The organism is Hyunsoonleella aquatilis, from assembly GCF_014270105.1.
Classification (GTDB): Bacteria; Bacteroidota; Bacteroidia; order Flavobacteriales; family Flavobacteriaceae; genus Jejuia; species Jejuia aquatilis.
The window spans coordinates 204,012-219,658 of sequence record NZ_JACNMF010000002.1; the positions used below are offsets into that span (position 1 = coordinate 204,012).

General features: G+C 39.1%; 14 protein-coding genes and 1 riboswitch. Of the genes, 2 read left to right on the forward strand and 12 right to left on the reverse strand.

Annotated features, from left to right (window positions below):
- Positions 1–89: 89 nt before the first annotated feature.
- Both H7U19_RS06365 and H7U19_RS06370 read right to left on the reverse strand, forming a co-directional pair.
- A complete protein-coding gene (locus H7U19_RS06365) occupies positions 90–1,364 on the reverse strand; it encodes an O-acetylhomoserine aminocarboxypropyltransferase/cysteine synthase family protein (protein ID WP_186560349.1) in 1,275 nt (424 codons plus the stop codon).
- Between the two features lie 118 nt (positions 1,365–1,482).
- Positions 1,483–1,607, reverse strand: a riboswitch (SAM riboswitch).
- A gap of 79 nt (positions 1,608–1,686) precedes the next feature.
- Positions 1,687–3,237: a hypothetical protein gene (locus H7U19_RS06370; RefSeq protein ID WP_425489554.1), complete on the reverse strand. Its 1,551-nt coding sequence runs from the start codon at positions 3,235–3,237 to the stop codon at positions 1,687–1,689.
- A 149-nt stretch (positions 3,238–3,386) separates the two neighbouring features.
- Between H7U19_RS06370 and H7U19_RS06375 the strand changes: the two genes are divergently transcribed.
- The gene (locus H7U19_RS06375; RefSeq protein ID WP_186560353.1) at positions 3,387–4,562 is read left to right on the forward strand and encodes a 2-isopropylmalate synthase; all 1,176 of its coding nucleotides are present in this window, start codon (positions 3,387–3,389) and stop codon (positions 4,560–4,562) included.
- A 10-nt stretch (positions 4,563–4,572) separates the two neighbouring features.
- Positions 4,573–5,691 (forward strand): 3-isopropylmalate dehydrogenase, encoded by a 1,119-nt coding sequence (gene leuB / locus H7U19_RS06380; protein ID WP_186560354.1) that lies wholly within the window; start codon positions 4,573–4,575, stop codon positions 5,689–5,691.
- 101 nt (positions 5,692–5,792) lie between these two features.
- Here leuB and argH read toward each other — a convergent pair whose 3' ends face one another.
- The 10 genes from argH to argC form a co-directional block, all read right to left on the reverse strand.
- The gene (gene argH, locus H7U19_RS06385) at positions 5,793–7,067 is read right to left on the reverse strand and encodes an argininosuccinate lyase (protein WP_186560356.1); all 1,275 of its coding nucleotides are present in this window, start codon (positions 7,065–7,067) and stop codon (positions 5,793–5,795) included.
- A 95-nt stretch (positions 7,068–7,162) separates the two neighbouring features.
- The gene (locus H7U19_RS06390; protein ID WP_186560358.1) at positions 7,163–8,245 is read right to left on the reverse strand and encodes a M20 family metallo-hydrolase; all 1,083 of its coding nucleotides are present in this window, start codon (positions 8,243–8,245) and stop codon (positions 7,163–7,165) included.
- Positions 8,242–9,018 carry an acetylglutamate kinase gene (argB, locus tag H7U19_RS06395; RefSeq protein ID WP_186560360.1) on the reverse strand — a complete coding sequence of 259 codons (777 nt, stop codon included), beginning with the start codon at positions 9,016–9,018 and terminating at the stop codon, positions 8,242–8,244. Before argB ends, H7U19_RS06390 begins: the two co-directional genes overlap by 4 nt.
- 33 nt (positions 9,019–9,051) lie before the next feature.
- Complete coding sequence (locus tag H7U19_RS06400; RefSeq protein WP_186560361.1) at positions 9,052–9,528, reverse strand: hypothetical protein; 477 nt, start codon at positions 9,526–9,528, stop codon at positions 9,052–9,054.
- 31 nt (positions 9,529–9,559) lie between these two features.
- Positions 9,560–10,498: an N-acetylornithine carbamoyltransferase gene (locus tag H7U19_RS06405; protein ID WP_186560363.1), complete on the reverse strand. Its 939-nt coding sequence runs from the start codon at positions 10,496–10,498 to the stop codon at positions 9,560–9,562.
- A gap of 37 nt (positions 10,499–10,535) precedes the next feature.
- Complete coding sequence (proB, locus tag H7U19_RS06410; protein WP_186561509.1) at positions 10,536–11,297, reverse strand: glutamate 5-kinase; 762 nt, start codon at positions 11,295–11,297, stop codon at positions 10,536–10,538.
- Between the two features lie 4 nt (positions 11,298–11,301).
- The gene (locus tag H7U19_RS06415; RefSeq protein WP_186560365.1) at positions 11,302–12,498 is read right to left on the reverse strand and encodes a glutamate-5-semialdehyde dehydrogenase; all 1,197 of its coding nucleotides are present in this window, start codon (positions 12,496–12,498) and stop codon (positions 11,302–11,304) included.
- A gap of 24 nt (positions 12,499–12,522) precedes the next feature.
- The gene (locus H7U19_RS06420) at positions 12,523–13,671 is read right to left on the reverse strand and encodes an aspartate aminotransferase family protein (RefSeq protein WP_186560367.1); all 1,149 of its coding nucleotides are present in this window, start codon (positions 13,669–13,671) and stop codon (positions 12,523–12,525) included.
- Positions 13,672–13,673: 2 nt separating this feature from the next.
- Positions 13,674–14,468 carry a pyrroline-5-carboxylate reductase gene (proC, locus tag H7U19_RS06425; RefSeq protein ID WP_186560374.1) on the reverse strand — a complete coding sequence of 265 codons (795 nt, stop codon included), beginning with the start codon at positions 14,466–14,468 and terminating at the stop codon, positions 13,674–13,676.
- A gap of 172 nt (positions 14,469–14,640) precedes the next feature.
- The gene (argC, locus tag H7U19_RS06430) at positions 14,641–15,624 is read right to left on the reverse strand and encodes an N-acetyl-gamma-glutamyl-phosphate reductase (RefSeq protein ID WP_186560376.1); all 984 of its coding nucleotides are present in this window, start codon (positions 15,622–15,624) and stop codon (positions 14,641–14,643) included.
- Positions 15,625–15,647: the final 23 nt, after the last annotated feature.

Sequence of the window (15,647 nt, forward strand, 5' to 3'; positions counted from 1 at the left end):
GGCGTTACCCTGCGGGTCGGGCTTTCACTACTCGCTCTCTCCCGATAGCTATCGGGACCTCCAAGGAGGGGAATGGTTAACCCTATGTTTTAAATCTTAGCAAACGCCTGTTTCAAATCTGCTTTCAAATCCTCAACATCCTCAATACCTACGGACAATCGGATCAAATCTGCCGATACCCCAGCCGATTCCTGTTGCGCTTCATCCAATTGCTGGTGTGTCGTACTTGATGGGTGAATAATCAAAGATTTAGTATCTCCGATATTAGCCAATAATGAGAAAATTTGTGTTTCGTCGGCCACTGTTTTGGCCGCTTCAAAGCCTCCTTTTGCACCAAATGTCACGATACCACTTTGTCCATTTGGCAAGTATTTATCGGCCAAAGCTTTATATTTACTGCTTTCCAAACCTGGATAGTTTACCCAAGCCACTTCGGGCTGCGCTTCCAACCATTTAGCAATTTCCAAAGCATTTTCGCTGTGTTTTTTAATACGAACCGGTAAGGTTTCCAAGCCTTGGATTATGTTGAATGCATTCGTCGGACTCATAGCGCCACCAAAATCCCGTAATCCTTCTAAGATTAATTTAAAGGTATAAGATGCCGCCCCTAAAGTTTCGTGATATTTTAAGCCATGATAGCCTGCTGATGGCTCAGTAAATTCAGGGAATTTCCCGTTAGCCCAATTAAAAGTTCCTGCATCAATAATTGCTCCACCCAAAGAAGTTCCTTGGCCACCAATATATTTGGTTAAGGAATGAATTACGATATTCGCTCCATGTTCAATCGGATTCAACAATGCGGGAGTAGCCACCGTATTGTCCACAATAAATGGCACACCGGCCACTTTAGATTGTTCTGCAATGGCCTCCAAATCCAACACATCTAATTTTGGATTTCCTAAAGATTCTACAAAAAAGGCCCTAGTATTATCCTGCACAGCATCTGCAAAGTTTTGCGCATCCGAGGCATCCACAAAAGTTGTTGTGATGCCCAATCTTGGTAAAGTTACGTTCAGTAAATTATAAGTACCACCGTATAAGCTACTTGAAGCCACAATATGATCGCCAGCCTTTAAAAGGGTTAACAACCCTGTTGAAATTGCCGCTGTTCCGGAAGCAAACACTACAGCCCCAATACCACCTTCAACTGCCGCCAAACGTTCCTGTAAAACCTGATTAGTGGGGTTGTTTAATCGGGTGTAAATAAACCCTAGTTCCTGTAATGAAAACAGGTTGGCTGCATGGTCTGAATTGTTAAAGACGTAAGACGTGGTTTGATAAATTGGCACTGCCCTAGTACCCCCGTTGGCTTTTACATCGTGTCCTGCATGCAATGCATTTGTCGCTAATTTTTGTTCGCTCATTTTTCTAGTTTTTTTCGATTTAATAAATAAATTAATTCAAAAGTCAAAATACACTTTTAAAGCGTACTTAATAGAAAAATGTTATGAAGAAGTTTGAAATTACAGTGTGTAATTTGTTTGGTTATCTATCCAAGCTTCGATAAATGAATCGGGGCTTAAGTAGAATTTAGCACCTTCTTTAGTAAGTCTAAAGGGTTGCTAAGGCTTCACCGGGTCTAATCCCTCCACCTTTCTTGATAACATTTCAATACCTGTCTGAACTTTTGTGAATGCAAATATTCAAATAGAATCCGTTAATTTCCAAATTTTTCGAACAAAATTTTTATTTTTTTTCCATGCTATTTTGAAATTTGTCCCTAATAACCTCACCAATTGGTCTATTTTCAATTTTGGATTCCAACCAGGAAATAATATCTAAATACAAGAAAGCGCGGCTCTGGTATGGATCATCCTCAAACTCTTTTAGTTTTTCATGAAGTTTGATAAATTCCCGTTTTACTTCATGTGGATAGATATCACCCAACACACGTAAAAACTTAATAAACTCTTTTTGCACTTCGTACAAATCTTCCATTTTAATAAGGAACTTGTATGTGCTTCTGATCAATACATCTAAATTGTAATCTAGCCCAGCTTCATAATGGGCTACCAAGTTCAAAATTCTGGAAAAACACAACAAATCCTCTCGCATTTGCAACGATTTATTATTGATGATTTTTTCCAGATAATGTATGCATTTTCGGTTTTCTCCCGCCCCAAAATACATGCTTGCTATCTTATAATAAAACACCATAATATGATGCTCATCGATACGATTTTGGTAACTTTTCAACTTTTCCAAAACCTCATCAATCAACCGCAGGCCTTCCTGAAAACTGCCCTCGAAAAAATGAAGGTTGAATTTGTTGGTGTAGATATACAAAAAGGCCAACGACTCATTATTGTCATCCAGCGGAAACCATTTTTCAGTAACAACATCTTCAAAATTGGACAGCGTATCCTTAAACTTTTCATATTTACGCAGGTAGAACAATGCTTCCAGTAAATAATGATTTCCCCTGAGGAAAAACACAGGGTTGAGCACAATCATATCCTTGTTTTCATAAAACAGATCCACCCATTTTGAGGCGTATTTATAACATGATAGAAAATCCACCGTTAAGAAACTATACCACAGATATGATTTGTATAACCACAGCTTCTCCCTGAAACCAAGCCTGTTGATGTCATAGGCGGGCAACCTGTCGTTAAAATACTTGGTGATAATTTTATGTTCTTCGTCATTTTTGATGTAGCCAGTTTTCAAAAACAAGCCATACAGTTGTAATGACAAATTAGAAAGTTTACTGGCTACTACATTTTGCAAGCTCAATTCTTTGGCCTGAATGGTCAACTCGTCTGCCCTGTTACTAATGCTCCTTGTAATATATTGTGACTCAATTACTTTCTCTAATTCTACGATTTCGTATGCCACATTTTTTTCTTCGTGGGCGATCGCTAAGTTTTTGGCTTTGTCCAATATTTTCAAACTCTGTTTGTAAAGTCCTTTGTGGTACAAAATCGTTGCAAAATCAAGCTGTTCCCTGATTTGGATTCTAACATTTTGATGAGAGGGGTTTAGACGTAAACTGATCAATATTTGTTTGTAGAGATGAGCTTTTAGGTTAGATAGTTGCTGTTTCTTTACAATGCCCTTTTTTAAAATAGACGCCTCATCATAAAACTTCAACTTATCCAAAATATTGAACAACATCAGAAACTTGGAATCCTCGTTAACCCCTAGTCTTCCTACATAAAGCTTGAATTGTCGCTTTTCAGACTTGGAAAGCGATTTTACCAAAACAAATAAATTATCTTTTTGCTCTTTTAGCATAGTCATAAAATCAGATTTAAAAATCTGATTTTCAGTTATTTAACATAACAACATACAAGTTAAACATCGTAAAAAAAGCTATTGCAGTAGTAGTTTTTACGAAACCAAAATATACATTCGTAACACAATAAGAAAATATATTCTAATAAATGTCTGATAATCACGTTCAAATTTTTGACACCACGCTACGCGATGGTGAACAAGTTCCTGGCTGTAAGTTAAATACTGACCAGAAATTGGTTATTGCCGAACAGCTTGACCAACTTGGGGTAGATATTATTGAAGCAGGTTTCCCCGTGTCAAGTCCAGGTGATTTCAAATCCGTTGAGGAAATTTCAAAAATAGTAAAAAATGCAACTGTTTGTGGCTTAACACGATCGGTTGAAAATGACATAAAAGTTGCTGCAGAAGCCTTAAAATATGCCAAAACACCAAGGATTCATACAGGTATCGGCACTTCAGAATCGCACATAAAGTTCAAATTCAAATCTACTCAGGAAGATGTGATTGATCGTGCGGTAAAAGCCGTGAAATATGCAAAATCCTTTGTGGAAAGCGTAGAGTTTTATGCCGAGGATGCAGGCAGAACCGATAACGAATACCTCGCTCGCGTGTGCGAAGCCGTAATAAAGGCCGGTGCAACAGTACTCAATATTCCCGATACTACGGGCTATTGCTTACCAAGTGAGTACGGAGCAAAAATTAAGTACCTAAAGGAAAACGTTAAGGGGATCGAAAAAGCCATTATTTCTTGCCATTGTCATAACGATTTAGGTTTGGCAACGGCCAATTCCATCGAAGGAGTAATTAATGGCGCGCGCCAAATAGAGTGTACGATTAACGGTATTGGTGAGCGTGCCGGAAATACGGCCTTGGAAGAGGTAGTAATGATCTTAAGGCAACATCCTTACCTTAATTTGGATACTAAAATAAAATCTGAAATGCTTTACGGCATCAGTCAATTAGTTTCAAACAGCATGGGTATTTATACCCAACCGAACAAGGCCATCGTTGGTGCCAATGCGTTTGCGCACAGTTCAGGTATCCATCAGGACGGAGTGATTAAGAATCGGGAAACGTATGAAATTATAGATCCCAAAGATGTCGGCGTAACGGAATCCGCGATTGTGCTAACGGCAAGGAGCGGCAGGGCCGCGTTAGCATACAGGGCGAAAAACGTAGGCTATGAATTGACCAAACTGCAATTGGACGAAGTTTATGCCAAGTTTTTGGAATTTGCTGATCAGAAAAAGGAAATTGATGACAGCGACATCCATCAAATAGTAGAATCAACAAGTGTTTATAACGAAATCATTTCATCATAACTATTAAATAATGAAATTGAACATTGCCGTATTACCAGGAGATGGTATTGGCCCTGAAGTAACCGCTGAGGCGGTAAAGGTCCTCAAGGCTATTGGCTTGGCCTTTGAGCATACGTTTAATTTTGATTACGGGTTGGTGGGTGCAGCGGCCATTAAAGAGCACAATAATCCTCTTCCTGAGGAAACTATTGCGCTTTGTAAAAAAGCAGATGCCGTGTTGTTCGGGGCAATTGGAGATACGGCCTACGACATTGACCCCGACGCCAAAGTACGTCCTGAACAGGGTTTATTAGGCTTGAGAAAAGCTTTGGGGTTGCATACCAATATCCGTCCGGTAATTGCTTATGATGATTTGTTGAACAAATCATCACTTAAAGTCAAGCAGATAAAGGACACAAATATTTTGATTTATCGTGAGTTGACCGGGGGTATTTATTTTGGTGAGCGCAAACTAAGTGAAGACGGTAATACGGCTTCCGATTTGTGCGAGTATCACCGTTACGAAATAGAGCGAATTGCCCATGCCGCCTTTAAGGCTGCACAATCCCGAAAACGAAAACTAACCTTGGTTGATAAAGCCAATGTTTTGGAAAGCTCTAGGTTATGGCGTCGTGTGGTTTTGGAACTGGCCAAGCAATATCCCAATGTTACCATGGATTTTATGTTTGTGGATAATGCCGCTGTGGAACTCATTAAAAACCCGAGACAGTTTGACGTAATTCTTACGGAAAATATGTTTGGGGATATCCTATCAGAAGAAGCTAGCGTTATTGTTGGTTCTATCGGTCTTTTGGCTTCGGCCTCTCGCGGGGATAAACACGCGATGTTCGAGCCCATCCATGGGGCGTACCCAAAAGCCACCAATAAAGGTATCGCCAATCCGATTGCGTCAATTTTGTCGGCAGCATTATTACTGGATCATTTTGATTTATCTGATGAAGCAGCACTTGTTCGCGAAGCGGTGGATAAATCGTTGCAATTACATATCACAACTCCGGATTTGAATACGCGATACAATAATATTACCACTAGTAAGGTCGGTGAATTTATTGAGGATTTTATAAACAATCCAGAAGAAACAAATCTAAACTTTACCAACATTCACCTAGGACAATCCACCATTATTTAATTATTTGAGTTAGTCACCGATGCAATTAAATATACTAAACTAAAAGGAGACGTCCAGAAAACGAGAGCCCAATTCTAGGGCTCTTTTTCTTTAGTAAAAGCTTAAACAGGAAACTTATTTCTGATCTTATCCAAACTCAAATTATGGATACTGCCAATATGCGTGTGCTTTTTTGAAGTATCAGGCTTGTAAGTTCCGTCCTGAACTTGTCCACCAATTTTTTGATAGGCTTCCCTAAAACTCTTGCCTTCTACTACCAAAGTATTAATATTATCCACAGTGAAGAGATATTTGTATTTGTCGTCATTCAAATCCACATCCTTTACAATGGCTTGTTGAATGGAATAATTGAAGATATCCAAAATGTCCTTTAACTCCTCAAAAGCCGCAATCATGTTTTCTTTCAGCAATTGAAAATCCCTGTGATAGCCACTGGGCAAATTATTGGTAATCAAAACCATTTCAGTCGGTAGCGCCTGTATCTTATTGCATTTGCCACGTATCAATTCAAAAACATCAGGATTCTTTTTGTGGGGCATAATGCTACTTCCCGTGGTCAATTCATCAGGAAAGGAAATAAAATCAAAATTTTGGCTCATGTACAAACATGTATCCATTGCAAATCGCGCCAAAGTATTGCCCAAGCTTGCTAAAGCGACCGCAATTGTGCGTTCGTTTTTACCCCGACCCATTTGGGCGGCCACCACGTTGTATTTTAGGGTAGAAAACTCCATTTCCTTGGCAGTCAACTCCCGATCAATAGGAAAAGAACTACCATATCCAGCTGCGGAACCTAAAGGGTTTTGGTCCACGGTTTTTAAAGCCGCGTTTAACAGATACACATCGTCTATCATCAATTCGGCATAGGCCGAAAACCATAGCCCAAAAGAAGACGGCATGGCCACCTGCAAATGCGTGTAACCCGGTAATAGTTTGTATTTGTGGGTTTCGGCTAAATCCAATAGCGTATCAAAAAGCGTTTTTACCTTGGATAAAATCAATTGCAAATTCTCCTTATAATACAACTGACAAGCCACTAAAACCTGATCGTTTCTGGAACGCGCCGTGTGGATTTTTTTTCCAACTTCCCCAAGCGATTTGGTGAGTTCAAATTCAATTTTAGAATGCACATCTTCAAATTGGGCATCAATTTCGAAAGTACCGGCTTCAATTTGTTGCGCCAAAACATCCAGCCCACCTAATAATCGTTCCAATTCTTCTGAAGATAATATCCCAATACTTTCCAACATTTTGGCGTGCGCCTTGGAAGCAATTACGTCGTATTTCGCGATATGGATATCAATTTCACGGTCGTTTCCAACAGTAAATTGTTCTATTTTTTTATCAATGGATATGCCTTTGTCCCAGAGTTTCATAAATTCCTGAGAAAGCAGGAATCTCTGCCTTCTTTTTAAGTTAATATTTTAGACCTACAAGGTTTTTTGAAACCTTGCAGGAGTACTTGTCATATTTAGATTCCTGCTTTCGCAGGAATTAGTACCCGATTCAACAATTCAACATATATCTTAATCCCTTCTTCTATTTCGTGTAAATGGATAAATTCATCTGCCGAATGTGAGCGCGTGCTATCCCCTGGCCCCAATTTCAATGAGGGGCAGGACAATACTGCTTGATCGGATAAAGTTGGCGAGCCATAGGTTGTTCTACCCATGGCAATACCAGCCTGCACTAAAGGATGCTCCATTGGAATGGAAGACGAATTTAATCGTAAGCTACGTGGTGTAATGCTAGTTACCGGGGCTTCTTTTTGCAAAATTTCAGCTATTTCTTCATTGGAATACGCATCATTCACACGTACATCAATTACCAAACTTAAATCGGCCGGAACGGCATTATGCTGTTTCCCTGCGCTGATTTGGCTTACAGTGAGTTTTACATCACCGAGAGCATCAGACCCTTTCTCAAATCTAAAATCTTTGAACCACTGCAAGGTTTCAATCGACTTATAAATCACATTGTCGTCATTAGGATGTGCCGCGTGACTTGGCGTTCCTGTAAGCACCACATCAAAAACCACTAACCCCTTTTCGGCAACAGCCAAATTCATAAGTGTTGGCTCACCAACAATGGCTACGTCAACATTTGGAATAATTGGCAACATACTGTTCAGCCCATTTGGCCCACTGCTTTCCTCTTCCGCGGAAGCGACAATTACTAAATTATATTTTAAATTGTCGTGATTATAATAATACGTAAACACAGCAATTAAAGACACCAAACATCCACCTGCATCGTTGCTTCCCAAACCGTATAATTTACCATCTTCAACAATGGCTTTCAACGGATCCTTGGTATACGCGGAATTCGGCTTTACGGTATCGTGATGGGAGTTTAGTAACAAGGTCGGCTTACCTTCCTCAAAGTTCTTATTGACAGCCCAAACATTATTTCCATTGCGTTTGTACGCGATTTTATAACGCTTAAACCAATCTTCGATATGTGAAGCCGTCACCTCTTCTTCGGAAGAAAAAGATTGAGTTTCGATAAGCTGTTTTAAAAGCTCAATAGCCCCTTTTGTAAGTTGCTCTATCATAAATACAAGGTAGTAAACTTTTGCTCTTTATTACTTATCACCGTTGGGTTTCCTATAAACACCCTAGACACACCGGATTCGATGGCGTGAAAGCTATTATCCAATTTGGGAAGCATCCCGTCATGAAATGTGCCTTGATGTTTTAATATCTCATAGGTGCCGTAATCCATATATTCAATAACCGAATTTTCATCTTCAACCGACTTTAGCACACCATTTTTTTCAAAACAATAATACAACTCCACATGATACAATTTTGAAAGCCCGATGGCTAATTCAGAGGCTATCGTATCCGCATTCGTATTCAGCAATTGCCCATTGCCGTCATGGGTAATGGCACAAAATACGGGCGTAAAATCAGCTTCAATTAATTTATTAATTGACTTATGCGCCACAGTTTTAACGTCTCCCACATAACCAAAATCAATTTCTTTTACAGGTCTTTTTTCAGAATAAATACTGTTAATATCTGCACCTGTTAATCCAATCGCGTCAACATTCAATCCTTGGAGTTTAGCGACAATATTTTTATTCACCAAACCACCATAAACCATGGTAATGACTTCCAAAGTATCGGCATCGGTAATTCTTCGGCCGTTCACCATTTTGGACTCAATTCCCAATTTGGATGCAATATGGGTAGCTCTTTTGCCACCACCGTGTACCAAAATTTTTTTGCCTTCTAACTTCGAAAATAGTTTTAAAAACGTATTTAGAGCGTTGGCATCTTCAATAACATTGCCTCCTATTTTTACTATGGATAGTTTTTCCATTTTATTATTTTGTAAAGCTGAAATTCAATACTATCAATGCAGATCTTTATAATTTATTTTACTTCGATTAATCTTTTTCATTTTATATAGAAACAATTCCTTCAGTCTTTGATTGAATTCGTGCTTTTTATTAAAAGCATCATTTCCTTGAGAGTCAAAAATCATTAAGCAGGCAAAATAGTCATTTATAGTTTCTGTACCATCCGCGACAATGGTAAAAACCTCTTCAGAACTCTCAAACAGTTTTAAATCCTCCCAAATAAATCTCTTAATATTTTTTTGGTACTTCCCTTCCGCTTCTTTATCCCAAGTACCATAGTTTTGATTTATCAAACCAATTCCATCCAATGCAGATTTAATGTTGTAAAATCGTAATTCATTAAGGAACAATGTATCTTTTTCATTCTCATAAACGAATGGCACTTGGACTATTTCATATTTAACGTCATTCTTTTTCTTATCAATATTTTTAGCTACTGAACAGTTTAAATACGTTAAAAGTGTCAACATAAACAGAACGTTTTTCATATGCTAAACGCGCTTACAAATTCTCCAATAATTTTTTCAAAACCAATTGCGCCGCATAAGTCCTGTTATTGGCCTGTTGAATTACTAACGAACTATCAGAATCCAGTACCGCATCTTCAACCACAACGTTTCGTCTAACTGGCAAGCAGTGCAAAAATTTAGCTTTGCCAATTTCATCTTTTGTAATCATCCAATCTGAGTCTTTTTTGATAACCTTCCCATAGCTTTCATACGAACTCCAGTTTTTGGTGTACACAAAATCGGCATCCTTAAAGGCCTCCTTTTGATTATGGAAAATGGGTGTGTCGCCAGTGATTTCAGGATTTAGGTCATAGCCTTCCGGATTGGCAATCACAAATTCAACATCCATCTTTTGCATTGCTTGAACAAAACTATTTGCCACTGCATGAGGCAATGCTTTAGTGTGGGGTGCCCAACTGAGTACTACTTTTGGTTTTGAAACCTGAGCATGCTCCGAAATTGTCAAAGCATCCGTAAGCCCTTGTAATGGATGTCCCGTGGCACTTTCCATATTCACAATTGGGACGGAGGCATATTTTACAAACGATTTTAACACCTGCTCACTTTCATCCTTTACTTTGTCCGTTAAGGTTGGAAACGCCCTTACCGCAATAATATCGCAATATTGCGATACAACGGCCGCCGCTTCCTTAATATGTTCTGCAGTGGTACCATTCATCACAGTGCCATCTCCAAACTCAATGCCCCAAGCATCACCCGATACATTCATCACAATAGGGTTCATCCCCAAATTCAATGCTGCTTTTTGTGTGCTTAACCGGGTACGCAAGCTGGAATTAAAGAATAACAAGCCTATGGTTTTGTTTCGGCCTAATTCGACATGTTTTAGCGGATTCGCCTTTAATGCCTTGGCTTCCTCTATCCAATTGCCCATATCGTCTATATCGTGAATGGATGTATAATGTTTCATTTTCTTAATTTTTCAGACCTGGCAGGTCTCAATTTCGTCATTTTATTTTGGTAAGTGGCACTTTGCCTTCCATAGCATTCACTATAAAATTGTCTTCTAAACCATTTACTATCCAAGTTTCAATATTTGATGCTTTGGCTACCTGAGCTGCCTCTATTTTACTCTTCATACCACCACTCCCATGGGAGGATTTCGAATTGATCACCTCATCGGCCAACTCATCAAAATCACTTACATTTTCAATGGTTTTTGGTGTCCCATTTCCCATAGATGCCTTTGTATAAATACCATTGGTGTTGGTTGCTATGATAAATAAATCTACATCCAAAAGCGAGGCTGTTAAGGCGCCCAACTTATCGTTATCGCCAAACTTGATTTCATCTGTTGCCACCGTATCATTTTCATTAATGATCGGAATATAATTATTGTTCACCAACACATTGATGGTATTCATAATGTTGGTCCGGCTTTCCTTTTTCTCAAAGTCCGAATACGATAGCAAACACTGCGAACTCAACAAACCATATTCCCGAAAAATCTCCTGATAAATTCTTATTAAATGGGGCTGACCAATGGACGCCAAAGCCTGTTTTACAAAGATTTCCTTTCGCTTGCTTTCCAATTTCACAAACTGCTTGGCCACCGCAATTGCTCCAGAACTCACGATAATAAATTCACAGGAATCCTTTAATTGAGCAATTTGACTAGCAATATCCTCAATCTTTCCTCTTGAAATATTGTCGGTTTCCTTGGTAAGCGTATTGGAGCCTACTTTTAGCAATATGCGTTTCTTTTTCAGCATTCTATCGTATTTGACCGTTACCATGAACGTACCATTTATTGGTGACCAAATGTTGTAATCCGATTGGTCCTCTTTGGTGTAATTTATCGGTACTTATTGCCAATTCTCCTCCTAGCCCTAACTGACCTCCATCCGTAAAACGGGTAGAGGCATTGTGATAAACTGCTGCGGTATCTACATTAGCCATAAAGGTTTGTGCTTCGGTTTCATTTGTGGTGATGATAGACGATGAATGCCCTCCGGAATAGGTATTAATTTTTCCGATGGCATCTTCGTTCGAACCAATTTCACCAATCACGATTTTATAATCCAAAAACTCCTCATACCAAATATCATTCGATTCATATTTTGAAACCCCATCTATTTGTGAAGTCGCTTCATCACCTAAAATCTCAACACTGAATGACTTTAATTTTGAAATCAATGTTTCAACAAACTCATCTTTATTCGGAAGATTGGCATCAATCAAAACTTTGTCTACAGCATTGCAGGCAGAAATTTTTGCTGTTTTTCCATTAACGATCACATCTGTCGCAATGTCTAAATCGGCTTCCTTGTGCACATACACAAAGTTATTACCACGACCGCTGACAATCACCGGACAGGCTGCATGCCGTTTTACAAAGGCAATCAAACGCTCGCCACCACGAGGTACAATTAAATCTACACGTTGCGTTGGCTTTTCCAAAAATGCTTGGGTTTCTGTTCTGTTGAATTGCAGATATTCCACCCAATCCGTAGAAGCGCCTTGTTCTTTTAAGGCTTGATGCCACAATTCCACAATTTTCAGATTGGAACGTAGCGACTCCTTGCCTCCCTTGAGTAATATTTTGTTGCCGGATTTAAAAGCAATCCCGGCAGCCTCTACAGTAACATCAGGCCTAGATTCGTAAATAATCAATATGGTTCCAAACGATGCAGTTTTATTGTACACCTGCATCCCGTTTTCATGCTTGAAGCTGAAGCGCTCTACACCCACAGGGTCATCTTGTGAAGCCAAATGGGTTACTGCCCTTTTCATTTCATCTACTTTGGAATCGTCTACTTTTAAACGGTCAAACATGGAAATATCGTCGCCATCATAACTATCTAAATCGGTTTTGTTGATGGCAATGATTGCCTTTCTTTCCTGTTCCAAAAGTTCGGCCATTCTTAATAAAACGGCGTTTCTGGTTTCTATGGATAATAATGTGTTCATCTTATCTAGTTTTCAGTCGCAGTCTCAGTTTACAGTTTGTTCAACTTCGTTTAAAGCTTTCTTTAGTGCCTCAAAAAATTGATCAATATGCTCTTTTTTCACATTCAACGGTGGCAAAATTCGCAATAACTTTTTATTCGAAGCTCCTCCAGTAAAAATCTTATGGTTATAGATTAATTCCTTTCTTAATTCGCCCACTTCAAAATCAAATTCCAACCCCAACATTAAACCCCTTCCTTTGATTTGCTTTATCTGAGGGATTGCTTTCGCCTTTTCAACAAAGTAAGCGCCCATGTTATTCACATTGTCCGGCAAGTTTTCAGATTCAATCGTGTTTAATACGGCTAAACCTGCCGCACATGCCAAATGATTGCCACCAAAGGTGGTTCCCAACATGCCATATTTGGCTTCAATATCTGGGTGAATCAAGATACCTCCAATTGGGAATCCGTTACCCATGCCTTTAGCCAAGGAAATGATATCTGGAGTAACATTGTAATGTTGAAATGCAAAAAACTTTCCAGACCTGGCGTAACCACATTGAATTTCATCTGCTATAAACATGGTGTTGTTTGCCTTGCACAACGCATCCACTTGCTCAAAGAACGCAGCCGTTCCTTGGTCAAGTCCACCAATTCCCTGAATAAACTCTACAATTACCGCACAAACATCCCCTTTTTCAAGCTCTCGTTTTACACCTTCAACATCATTCAGTTCTAAAATTGTAACCTCTTGCTGTGCATTTATTGGTGCAATAATATTTTTATTGTCCGTTGCCGCTACCGCTGCCGAAGTTCTTCCATGGAACCCTTTGGTAAAAGCAACTACTCGTTTTTTACCTGTTTTAAAGGAAGCCAATTTTAAAGCATTTTCATTGGCCTCCGCTCCCGAATTCACTAAAAATAATTGGTAACCTTCACAACATGATAGTTTTTCTAATTTGGAAGCCAACTCCTTTTGTAATGGATTTTGAATGGCATTGGAATAAAATCCTAAGGTCTGCACTTGGCTTGTAACAGCCTTTACATAATTTGGGTGCGCATGCCCAATTGAGATTACGGCATGTCCGCCATAAAGGTCTAAATACTCAGCGCCCTGGTCATCATAAACATGGATGCCTTTACCCGAAACCGGGGTAACATTGTATAATGGATAAACGTCAAATAATGGCATGGCTAACTGTTTTTAATTTGATTAATTTTTTCAAATGAAGCGTTAATCCCTTTGATTAAGGATGAACTTAATCCTTGGTGCTCCATTTCATTCAACCCTTCAATAGTGCATCCACTTGGTGTGGTTACCCTATCGATTTCCGCCTCTGGGTGTCTGCCCGATTCTTTCAGTAAGCTTGCCGCCCCGTAACAGGTCTGCAAGGCTAGTTCATGGGCTTCTTCTGCTTCAAAGCCTAATTGAATAGCACCTTGGGTAGTAGCCCGCACCAAGCGCATCCAAAAGGCAATACCACTCGCACAAATTACTGTAGCCGCCTGAATTTGCTCCTCAGGAATCACCATGGTAGTTCCCAACTGATTGAAAATATCCTTGGCCATTCCCAATTTATGTTCGCCGCTATCATTAGCCGAAAGGCAGGTCATGGATTTACCAATGGAAATCGCTGTGTTTGGCATTACACGGATGATTTGTTTATCGCTTCCTATAATACCCTCTATCCTTGAAATCTCAAACCCAGCCGCTACCGACATGACCACGTGATCATCAGTTATCAAAGGCTCGACTTCTTTTAAAACACCTTCAATATGACGCGGTTGCAACGCAAAAATTACCACATCGCTATTCTCCACTGCCGTGGCATTGCTATTCGTGATTTTTACGTAGGGCTCATCCACAAATTGATTCACCGCCGAGGTGTTTTTATCACTTAAATACAACGCCGAAAAGGACTTGTTTTTTATCAGCCCCTTTGCAATGGAACTCCCTAAATTCCCAGTACCTATAATTGCTATTTTCATAATTAAATAAAAGCCTCCCCCAACCCCTCCGAAGGAGGGGAGTACTTACTCATATTTTAAAATTATTATTTCATTTTTAGCTTATCTACTTTTATCTTTTTTGTCGTTACTCAAACGTAAAACTCCGCAAGAGTTTCCTCCCCTTTGGGGAGGTTAGGTGGGGCCTGAGGCTTTAGAAATACGTTGCCTTTAATCCTAACCCTGCGGTTTCTTCCAAACCAAACATCAAGTTCATATTTTGAATTGCTTGACCAGAAGCACCTTTTAATAAATTATCAATAATACTCGTTACTAGTAATTTACCATTGTGTTTATGCAGATGAATTAAACATTTGTTAGTGTTGACCACTTGCTTTAAATGCAATTGATTCTCAGAAACAAAAGTAAATTTCGCGTCCTTATAATACTCACTATATATTCTTATGGCATCTTCAACAGAACCGCTAAAATCCGTATAAATAGTAGCAAAAATACCTCTTGAAAAATTACCCCGATTGGGCATAAACAATATTTCTGAGTTAAACCCTTCTTGCAATTGATTCACGGATTGGTTAATCTCTCCCAAGTGCTGATGCATAAAAGGCTTGTAATACGAAAAATTGTTGTCCCTCCATGTAAAATGCGTGGTAGCTGACAGTGATGTCCCTGCTCCCGTAGCTCCAGTTACGGCATTGATATGCACGTCGGTATTCAACAATCCTTTATCTGCCAATGGCAACAAACCTAATTGAATAGCCGTTGCAAAACATCCTGGGTTTGCAATATAATTTGCACTTTCAATAGAGGACTTGTTCAATTCTGGCAACCCGTAAACAAATGTTTTTCCATCAAATACCTTATCGGCTTCCAATCTAAAATCATTACCTAAATCGATGATTTTGGTGTTTTCAGAAAAAGAATTTGCTTTTAAAAACTTTACTGAATTCCCATGTCCCAAACACAAAAACAATACGTCCACATTAGGGTTTACCGTATCAGTAAAAGTCTTATCTAAAGACCCCACTAAATCTTGGTGTACTTTAGAAATTTGATTTCCTGCATTAGATGTACTATATACAAAATTAATCTCCGTTTCAGGGTGATGAATCAATAACCTAATTAATTCACCAGCCGTATAACCCGCACCACCTATGATTCCAACTTTTATTTTTCTCATTTATATTTTATTTCCTTTGTCAT

Excerpts from the sequence above, each read along its gene's own strand:
- H7U19_RS06365 (WP_186560349.1), bottom strand. The coding sequence starts at position 1,364 with ATGAGCGAACAAAAATTAGCGACAAATGCATTGCATGCAGGACACGAT.
- H7U19_RS06370 (WP_425489554.1), bottom strand. The coding sequence starts at position 3,237 with ATGCTAAAAGAGCAAAAAGATAATTTATTTGTTTTGGTAAAATCGCTT.
- H7U19_RS06375 (WP_186560353.1), top strand. The coding sequence starts at position 3,387 with ATGTCTGATAATCACGTTCAAATTTTTGACACCACGCTACGCGATGGT.
- leuB (WP_186560354.1), top strand. The coding sequence starts at position 4,573 with ATGAAATTGAACATTGCCGTATTACCAGGAGATGGTATTGGCCCTGAA.
- argH (WP_186560356.1), bottom strand. The coding sequence starts at position 7,067 with ATGAAACTCTGGGACAAAGGCATATCCATTGATAAAAAAATAGAACAA.
- H7U19_RS06390 (WP_186560358.1), bottom strand. The coding sequence starts at position 8,245 with ATGATAGAGCAACTTACAAAAGGGGCTATTGAGCTTTTAAAACAGCTT.
- argB (WP_186560360.1), bottom strand. The coding sequence starts at position 9,018 with ATGGAAAAACTATCCATAGTAAAAATAGGAGGCAATGTTATTGAAGAT.
- H7U19_RS06400 (WP_186560361.1), bottom strand. The coding sequence starts at position 9,528 with ATGTTGACACTTTTAACGTATTTAAACTGTTCAGTAGCTAAAAATATT.
- H7U19_RS06405 (WP_186560363.1), bottom strand. The coding sequence starts at position 10,498 with ATGAAACATTATACATCCATTCACGATATAGACGATATGGGCAATTGG.
- H7U19_RS06415 (WP_186560365.1), bottom strand. The coding sequence starts at position 12,498 with ATGAACACATTATTATCCATAGAAACCAGAAACGCCGTTTTATTAAGA.
- H7U19_RS06420 (WP_186560367.1), bottom strand. The coding sequence starts at position 13,671 with ATGCCATTATTTGACGTTTATCCATTATACAATGTTACCCCGGTTTCG.
- proC (WP_186560374.1), bottom strand. The coding sequence starts at position 14,468 with ATGAAAATAGCAATTATAGGTACTGGGAATTTAGGGAGTTCCATTGCA.
- argC (WP_186560376.1), bottom strand. The coding sequence starts at position 15,624 with ATGAGAAAAATAAAAGTTGGAATCATAGGTGGTGCGGGTTATACGGCT.